Genomic DNA, 7,881 nt, shown 5'->3' with positions numbered 1-7,881 from the left:
TTTTCCCTTAAATAATGGTTTTTCTTCACCATATTTAGGTAACTCATCCCTATCTAAAGCACTGGATTGTGAGGTATAGGATTCTTCAGTTATTATGACTTTTATTCCTTTTAATTGAGCTTTGTAGGTTAACATTTCTATTAATCTATAATGGGGAATATTAACAAATTGTTGATTATTCCTTTTTCCTAGATTAAGACATTGTTTTATCCGCTCATTATGCCCAATTATTAATGTCCCTATTTGATGAATAATACACCAATCTATTACTCTTTTACTGGCTGTGTGTAGATAATTTTCTACTCGACAGTTTCGTTTATGGGTTAGGAATAGCAATCTCTTAGATGAGGGTTGATTATTTCTGGTTTTCAGTTGAGTTTGTAAGCGGGAACTTCGATGGTGGGGCCGCTCATGGGTTAGACTCCTAATTAATTGGTGCGCTCACCAATGATTGTAAATTGTAGAGTGCGTGTTTGCGGTTAGTAATTCGGTCAAAAAAATAAAACTAACAATCCAGGCACCAAGCGCCAATTCTATGATTAATTCTACCAAATCTGTTTTTCATAGTGTGATTAACTCCTAATCGAACTTTAAAAACCCGCTTCCCACTTCCCACTCTCCTATACTTGTTAAACAGCATTTAGGACCATGACCATCCCTAAATATTTGCTCCGATTTTTTATAGTAAGGTTATACTATTAAGGAAGCAAAGACGAAATTCTAGGGTTAAGCAATGGTTAGACAACTCGACGACAGCCCGAAAACCACAATCGTCTATCCCGATAGCGACGGTAAACCGATGGCCGACAATACAAGACAATTTCGCTGGATTACGACGATAAAAGCGAATTTAGACTGGTTATTTGCCAATAATGCCGATGTTTTCGTCGCCGGTGATTTACTCTGGTATCCCGTGGAGGGAGATAATAAGACTCGACAAGCACCCGATGTCATGGTAGCTTTTGGCAGACCGAAAGGGGAAAGGGGATCCTATCGACAGTGGAAAGAAGAAAATATCCCCCCGCAAGTGGTTTTTGAAATTCTCTCTCCGGGTAATACCCAAACGGAAATGACCAGAAAACTACTGTTTTATGACCGTTATGGTGTGGAAGAATACTACATTTATAATCCCGATAAAAATGATTTGGGTGGCTGTATTCGTCGGGAAAATCGGCTCGAAAGTCTGGAAAATCTCGATAATTGGGTAAGTCCTCGCTTGGGCATCCGTTTTCAATTGGCCCAACCAGAGTTAATCTTGTATTATCCCGATGGTCAACCTTTCACCAGTTACAACCAAGAACGGCAACGGGCCGAAACGGAACGACAACGGGCCGAGGCGGAAAGTCAACGGGCCGAAGCGGAACGACAACGGGCCGAACGATTGGCGGCAAAACTGCGGGAGTTAAATATTAATCCCGAAGAAACTTAAAAAAAATTATTGATCTACTCAATCGATCGAGATAGTCTCGCTACAATGAAAGTAGATAAATATCAAGTCCTCTAGCTAGAGTCGGAACAGTAAGCCCAGAAAAAATGCGCTAGGGCAGGGTTGACTAAATCGACGAAGCAATCGCTAAATAGGGGTAATTTCCGTCCACTTCTCCCCAATCCTGAACAGGAGAGGCAGAACCGAAGAATTTCTATAAAATTTCGGTAAGGGTGGAAAGATCAAGTAAGTTAGCGTTAGGGCTTAATCTTCGCCACGGAAAGTTAGAACTATGACAGTTTGTGAATATCGGCCAGGTTTAGAAGGAATTCCCGCCGCCCAATCGAGTATCAGCTTTGTGGATGGGCAAAAGGGAATCTTAGAGTATCGGGGCATTCGGATTGAGGAACTCGCCGAAAAAAGTACCTTCCTCGAAACCGCCTATCTCCTTATCTGGGGTGTTCTGCCCACGGGGGCGGAACTGGAAGAATTTGCCGATGAAATCCGTTATCATCGACGCATCAAGTACCGTATCGAAGACATGATGAAATGCTTCCCCGAAAAAGGCCATCCCATGGATGCGCTACAAACTTCGGCGGCGGCTTTGGGTTTATACTATGCCAGGCGGGCCCTGGATAATCCCGACTATATCCGTCAGGCAGTAGTCCGGCTATTAGCGAAAATCCCGACTATGGTGGCGGCGTTTCAATTGATTCGCAAAGGTAATCATCCCATTCAGCCCAACGATAGTCTTGATTATGCGGCCAATTTCCTCTATATGTTGACGGAAAGACGACCGACGGATTTAGCGGCGAAGGTTTTCGATGTCTGTTTGACTCTCCACGCCGAACATACCATGAATGCCTCGACTTTTTCGGCCATGGTGACGGCTTCCACTTTAACCGACCCCTACGGTGTCATCGCTTCAGCAGTGGGAACTCTCGCCGGCCCCCTCCACGGTGGGGCAAACGAGGAAGTATTGTTAATGTTAGAGGAAATCGGTTCGGTGGCTAATGTTCGTCCCTATGTGGAAAAATGTATCGCCAATAAACAAAAAGTTATGGGTTTTGGACACCGGGTATATAAAGTTAAGGATCCCCGGGCGACGATTTTACAAAATCTTGCCGAACAATTATTCGCAGAATTAGGTTCCGATGAATACTACGATATCGCCCTAGAATTAGAACAGGCAGTGGTGGATATCTACGGCGAAAGAGGTATCTATCCTAATGTGGATTTCTATTCGGGATTGGTCTATCGGAAATTAGGCATCCCCAGTGATTTATTTACCCCGATTTTTGCCATCTCCCGGGTGGCTGGTTGGTTGGCCCACTGGAAAGAACAATTAAATACTAACCGCATTTTCCGTCCTACCCAAATATACACTGGAGAACACGAAGTCCCCTATACACCGATCGAACAACGTTCTTAGATTTTATTTCCCATTCTTGATGGAAACACGGTTTCTCGCCTTTGTCAATCTTTCCTAGGCGAGATTTTTTGTCTCATTTCCTGTTATATTGATGGGGCAAGGAAACAGTCCAGCGGCTTTCAGCTTGGTCAGTTTCGGTGTATATAGCCAGACAAGGTCTTTACTTCTAGATAGTCGGACAGAAAAATATTAAAGATTATGGTGAAATTTTGGTGCAGATTAACGGTATTTTTAATTTTTGGTTTATTGCTGATTTCCCTAACTGCTTGTGGTAATCAAGTTAGACGCAATCAAGTGGTCATATCGGTATTAAGTGACCCAAAAACCTTTAATGCTGTTTTATCGGCCGAATCCCCGAATATTTTTGGTTTAACCTACGAAGGACTATTAACAGAAAATCCCATTACTGGCAAAAAAGAACCGGTCTTGGCAGAATCTTGGACAATTTCCGATGATAATTTGAACATTATTTTTACTATCAGAGAGGGTTTAAAATGGTCAGATGGTCAACCCTTAACCGTTGATGACGTGGTTTTTACCTATAAAGACTTATATCTAAATCCTGATATTCCTAACAACTACCGCGATAGTTTAAGAATAGGATTAAAAAAAGAATTTCCAGTTATTACTAAACTAGATAATCGCAGAATCGAATTTAAACTACCCGAACCTTTTGCTCCTTTTTTAGATGCTGTCAGTTCACCGATTTTACCTAAACACGCTTTAGAAAAAACTATTCAGAAAAAAAGCCCCGATGGTAGGTTAGAATTTCTCTCCACTTGGGGGTTAGATACTCCTCCCGATAAAATTGTTTTTAATGGTGCTTATAAACTAAAAGAATATATCACGGGACAAAGGATTATTTTTGAGAATAACCCTTACTATTGGAAAAAAGATGACCAGGGACAACAATTACCCCATATAACTTCAGTAATTTGGGCAATTGTTGAATCTCAGGATACAACTTTACTACAATTTCGTTCGGGAAGTTTAGATTCTATTGCGGTAACTCCCGAATTTTTCTCCCTCTTAAAAACTGAAGAAGAAAGAGGAAATTTCACTATTTTTAATGGGGGACCTGCCTACGGAACCCAATTTATCGGTTTTAATCTCAATCAAGGCAAACGCGACGGAAAACCCCTAGTAGATCCGATTAAATCCAGGTGGTTTAATAACTTAAATTTCCGCCAAGCTATTGCCTACGGCATTAATCGTCAAAGAATGATTGATGATATCTATCGAGGATTGGGAGAAGCACAAAACTCTTTTCTTTCTATCCAATCTCCTTTTTACGATAAAACCCTGAAAGGTTACGATTATAATCCCGAAAAAGCCAAAGAATTATTATTAGAGGCGGGATTTAAGTATAATAGTGATAATCTGCTAGTCGATGCTGATAATAATCCCGTTAGATTTAACCTGATTACTAACGCGGGTAACAAAATCCGGGAAGCAATAGGGGCGCAAATTAAAAATGATTTAGCCGCAATAGGAATTCAAGTGGATTTTCAAGCGATCGCTTTTAGTAATTTAGTTGATAAACTAAGTAATAGTCTAGATTGGGAGGCCCATATTTTAGGTTTTACCGGTGATAACGAACCCCACGCCCCCAATATTTGGTATGTAGATGGAAATCTCCACGCTTTTAACCAACAACCTCAACCCGGCAGCCCGCCAATTCAAGGCTGGCAAGCGGCGGATTGGGAGAAAAAAATCGCCGATTTATACGTCAAAGGTTCCCAAGAATTAGACTTTGAGAAGCGCAAAGTTATCTATAATGAAATTCAACAACTTCAACAGGAATACGTCCCGTTTATTTATCTAGTTAATCCCCTCGCTTTGGGGGCTGTGCGTAACTGCTTTGAAGGAATACAATTCTCTGCCTTGGGTGGAGCATTCTGGAATCTAGAAGAATTAAAGAAAACCTGTGGAGGTGTTTAATGACTCATTTTGGTTTCCTCTGTCCTACAACTTCTGGACATATTTATTCTCTCCTACCTTTAGGAAAAGAATTACAAAAACGCGGTCATAAAGTTACCTGTTTTTTAACTCTTGATGGTGAAGAAATGGTGCAAGCAGCCGGGTTAGATTTTCAGGCAATTGCACCCGACAAATATCCGAAAGGCACATCAGCCCAAAATTTAGCCGAAATTGGTCAATTACGGGGAACGGCCGCCGTCCGACGCACGGTACAATTAGTGACTAATTCTACAGCGACCCTCTTTGAAACTATCCCTCAAGAGATGCGTCGCTTGGGAATTGATGCCCTAATTGTCGATCAAGTTTCCGCCTCAGGGGGTACAATCGCAGAAAAATTGGCTATTCCCTTTATCAGTTTTTGTTCGGCATTGGTTTTAAATCGTGACCCGCTCATTCCGCCCTTTATGACCAGTTGGGACTATAATCCCTCATTTATCGGGGTTATTCGCAATAAAATTGGCTATAAACTCCTTGACTCTCTGACTCGTCCCCTGAATGAGTTAATCAACCGGCAGCGTCAAGAATGGGGGTTAATTCCCTATCAAAACATCAATCAACGCTATTCCCCCCTTGCCCAAATTAGCCAACAACCTGCCGAATTCGAGTTTCCTCGGCCAAATTTACCCGCTCACTTTCACTTTACGGGTCCCTTTCACGATTCCTCCACCAGAAAAACGATTCCTTTTCCCTACGAAAAATTAACCGGACAACCCTTGATTTACGCTTCCCTCGGTACAATTCAAACTCGCCTACAATCGACCTTTAATGCGATCGCCGAAGCCTGTGCCGATTTGCCGGTACAATTAGTTTTATCCTTGGGCAACACCGACTCTAACATTCAAATAACGACAAAAAACGCCCTAGTTGTTCCCTATGCTCCCCAATTAGAGCTTTTAACCAGAGCCTCTCTGACTATCACCCCCGCAGGCTTAAATACTACCATAGAATCCCTTGCTCAAGCTGTACCGATGGTGGCCATTCCCATCGCTAACGACCAACCGGGGGTATCTGCTCGGATAAAATGGTCGGGGACAGGGGAAGTGATTCCGATTTCCCGTCTAGAAGTTCCCCGTTTACAAAAGGCCATTGAAAAGGTATTATCCTTCCCCAGTTACCGAGAAAATGCCCTGAGAATGCAAAAAGCGCTACAGAAGACTGGAGGAGTGAAAATGGCCGCCGATATCGTCGAAAAAGCCATTTCTACCGGCCAACCCGTCCTATCGGTAGAATAACCAGGGTCTGCTGAAAAAGTTTTTTCTGGGGACGGGGTATGGGGTGTCGGGTTTTAAAAACGTTATCGAAAACAATTGACAAAAATCGCCCTTTATAACCCGTCCATGGCCTAACACAAACCGAAGAACTATAAAGATTAGATTGAACATTTCTGTGATTTCTGTCTAACAGCAATGGTCAGCGGTGATGAATGAACTAGAACATCGCCGCTTCATCGTGTTAGCTGGCTTGTGCTTAGAGTGTAAGTTTGCGGAGAAATCATGCGTATAGTAACTGATTATTAATACTATCAACAGTCAACGTGTTGACTAAAACACCAACCCGTTGCACGACCTCGTAGGCAGTTTTCTGAGGGACAACAATAATTCCACAATGTTCTCTGCCTTCCTCTATGAATTGAAGATGCAATCGTTCAAAATCAACTCGGTTGTGGGTGACAAGACACTACCTAAAGAAGCGGCAAATTCTAATTGTTCGCTGTCAGTTTTGCCCAAAGTTGACTGCTCAGGAACAGTGGTGACATCTAAACCACGAGAACGCAGAAGTGTTGCAACTAACGCCGACATATCTTCGTCCATGTAAAGCGAAGCAAATATGCTCATAGCTTACCCAAAGCTGCCTTTACAGAAGGATGCACCAACTCATCGGGGACTTGGTTACGTTCAATGTACTCGTTAATTTCTGCTTGATGATCCAAATAAAAACTCAAGGCATCGAACACTTGTGCTAAGGTCAAATGAGGTAAATGAGTTGGAATTTCCTCTGGCATCACACCTAATCGCCACAGACCTACGATTGCGCGAATAGATGTGCGAGTGCCTTCAATAATTGGCTCTCCACCTAAAATCTCATTGTTTCTGGTGACATAACGTGAAAGAGTGATAATCGTCATGGAATTAGGTCTCTTAGGGAAATCGCTGATTCTATTTTAGTCAGGGACAGACATGACTTGATCATGGCATCTAGTCGCTAGAGGAATCCTAGGCTAGATGTTTTTTCGGCAACTTAACCTAGTACTCTACAATATCGTCAATCACACTACAGGGGATGCGATGCAATAACAATCATATTAATCAAGTACAAATATAGTTCTGATTAAGCCGCCAAATCTATAATATTTTTTCCCTGTAGTCGGAATTGTTACGACATCCTCATCACTGCACTTTTGCCAGCCTCCTTGTTGCGGGGAATAAATACGAGTGTATTTATTTTGGATGGCGATACATTTTCCCGTTGATATAGGGATAAAGCAATATCCATCTTGATATATAGCACCTGATATGCTACGTTTGACTCCATTTTCTGAACATTCATATTGGCGACGAGATTGGACAATTAGGTGGCCTTTGTCTAAGGTGTCAATCTCTACTGCGACAGAGGGGAAAAAAGTGGTAGCTGCGCTTGCAAGCAGTAGATAAGTGATCAGGTTACAATTTTTCATTCTTAATTCTCTCAACTAAGTTGTGTTTTTGAGTTAGCGAGTTGTTGTCTCAGTTGTTGAGCTTATTGGTCGCGTTGTTCCAAATAACTGTCAATTTCCTGACTATTTCCCCTTTTGCCTCTTGCACCTTGCCTTTTGCCTGTCCTCATAAGTAGCCTATACTCAACGGATTTAGTAAGCTAAAACGCACTTAAACCACCTAAAATAGAAATAGTAATTTTAGAAAAATCCTACTTATGCCAGCCAAAGATTTCCTAGACTTAGAAGAAAAGAAAAACTTACAAAAAGCTCTTAAAGAAGAAGAAAGAGCAGAGGTTAGGGAAAGAATTTTAATGTTTCTCTTGCTAAACGACGGAAAAACTCAACGAG

Annotated in this window: 7 protein-coding genes and 2 pseudogenes; 5 read left to right on the top strand and 4 right to left on the bottom strand. The window is 41.9% G+C overall.

Translation table 11 applies throughout. The annotated features are described in order from the left end of the window. Nucleotides 1–390: pseudogene (locus ACE1AQ_RS03445) on the bottom strand (IS200/IS605 family accessory protein TnpB-related protein); the annotation flags it as partial. Between the two features lie 343 nt (nucleotides 391–733). On the opposite strand from ACE1AQ_RS03445, the gene ACE1AQ_RS03440 reads away from it, so the two are divergent. The 4 genes from ACE1AQ_RS03440 to ACE1AQ_RS03425 all read left to right on the top strand — a co-directional run bounded on the left by ACE1AQ_RS03440 (nucleotide 734) and on the right by ACE1AQ_RS03425 (nucleotide 6,070). Beyond that, entirely contained in the window at nucleotides 734–1,429 is a 696-nt protein-coding gene (locus ACE1AQ_RS03440; RefSeq protein WP_374807863.1) for a Uma2 family endonuclease, read from the top strand. A gap of 289 nt (nucleotides 1,430–1,718) precedes the next feature. Beyond that, the gene (locus ACE1AQ_RS03435; RefSeq protein WP_008197070.1) at nucleotides 1,719–2,858 is read left to right on the top strand and encodes a citrate synthase; all 1,140 of its coding nucleotides are present in this window, start codon (nucleotides 1,719–1,721) and stop codon (nucleotides 2,856–2,858) included. A 198-nt stretch (nucleotides 2,859–3,056) separates the two neighbouring features. Next, the gene (locus ACE1AQ_RS03430) at nucleotides 3,057–4,799 is read left to right on the top strand and encodes an ABC transporter substrate-binding protein (protein ID WP_110543642.1); all 1,743 of its coding nucleotides are present in this window, start codon (nucleotides 3,057–3,059) and stop codon (nucleotides 4,797–4,799) included. Continuing rightward, nucleotides 4,799–6,070, top strand: coding sequence for a glycosyltransferase (locus ACE1AQ_RS03425; protein ID WP_110543641.1), 1,272 nt, complete (start codon nucleotides 4,799–4,801; stop codon nucleotides 6,068–6,070). Before ACE1AQ_RS03430 ends, ACE1AQ_RS03425 begins: the two co-directional genes overlap by 1 nt. A 390-nt stretch (nucleotides 6,071–6,460) precedes the next feature. Here ACE1AQ_RS03425 and ACE1AQ_RS03420 read toward each other — a convergent pair whose 3' ends face one another. The 3 genes from ACE1AQ_RS03420 to ACE1AQ_RS03410 all read right to left on the bottom strand — a co-directional run bounded on the left by ACE1AQ_RS03420 (nucleotide 6,461) and on the right by ACE1AQ_RS03410 (nucleotide 7,512). Beyond that, a complete protein-coding gene (locus tag ACE1AQ_RS03420; RefSeq protein ID WP_253257668.1) occupies nucleotides 6,461–6,673 on the bottom strand; it encodes a DUF5615 family PIN-like protein in 213 nt (70 codons plus the stop codon). Beyond that, nucleotides 6,670–6,963 (bottom strand): DUF433 domain-containing protein, encoded by a 294-nt coding sequence (locus ACE1AQ_RS03415; protein ID WP_002794978.1) that lies wholly within the window; start codon nucleotides 6,961–6,963, stop codon nucleotides 6,670–6,672. Before ACE1AQ_RS03415 ends, ACE1AQ_RS03420 begins: the two co-directional genes overlap by 4 nt. 177 nt (nucleotides 6,964–7,140) lie before the next feature. Beyond that, on the bottom strand, nucleotides 7,141–7,512 hold the full coding sequence (locus tag ACE1AQ_RS03410) for a hypothetical protein (protein ID WP_106909459.1): 372 nt from the start codon (nucleotides 7,510–7,512) through the stop codon (nucleotides 7,141–7,143). Nucleotides 7,513–7,748: 236 nt separating this feature from the next. On the opposite strand from ACE1AQ_RS03410, the pseudogene ACE1AQ_RS03405 reads away from it, so the two are divergent. Then, nucleotides 7,749–7,881, top strand: a pseudogene (locus ACE1AQ_RS03405) (IS630 family transposase); the annotation flags it as partial.

The organism is Microcystis sp. BLCC-F209, assembly GCF_041928595.1.
Taxonomy (GTDB): domain Bacteria; phylum Cyanobacteriota; class Cyanobacteriia; order Cyanobacteriales; family Microcystaceae; genus Microcystis.
This window is presented reverse-complemented; position numbering and strand designations above follow the sequence as displayed.

Bases quoted from the DNA above. Each gene is read 5' to 3' on its own strand.
- ACE1AQ_RS03430 (WP_110543642.1), top strand. From the start codon at position 3,057: ATGGTGAAATTTTGGTGCAGATTAACGGTATTTTTAATTTTTGGTTTA.
- ACE1AQ_RS03435 (WP_008197070.1), top strand. From the start codon at position 1,719: ATGACAGTTTGTGAATATCGGCCAGGTTTAGAAGGAATTCCCGCCGCC.
- ACE1AQ_RS03425 (WP_110543641.1), top strand. From the start codon at position 4,799: ATGACTCATTTTGGTTTCCTCTGTCCTACAACTTCTGGACATATTTAT.
- ACE1AQ_RS03440 (WP_374807863.1), top strand. From the start codon at position 734: ATGGTTAGACAACTCGACGACAGCCCGAAAACCACAATCGTCTATCCC.
- ACE1AQ_RS03420 (WP_253257668.1), bottom strand. From the start codon at position 6,673: ATGAGCATATTTGCTTCGCTTTACATGGACGAAGATATGTCGGCGTTA.
- ACE1AQ_RS03415 (WP_002794978.1), bottom strand. From the start codon at position 6,963: ATGACGATTATCACTCTTTCACGTTATGTCACCAGAAACAATGAGATT.
- ACE1AQ_RS03410 (WP_106909459.1), bottom strand. From the start codon at position 7,512: ATGAAAAATTGTAACCTGATCACTTATCTACTGCTTGCAAGCGCAGCT.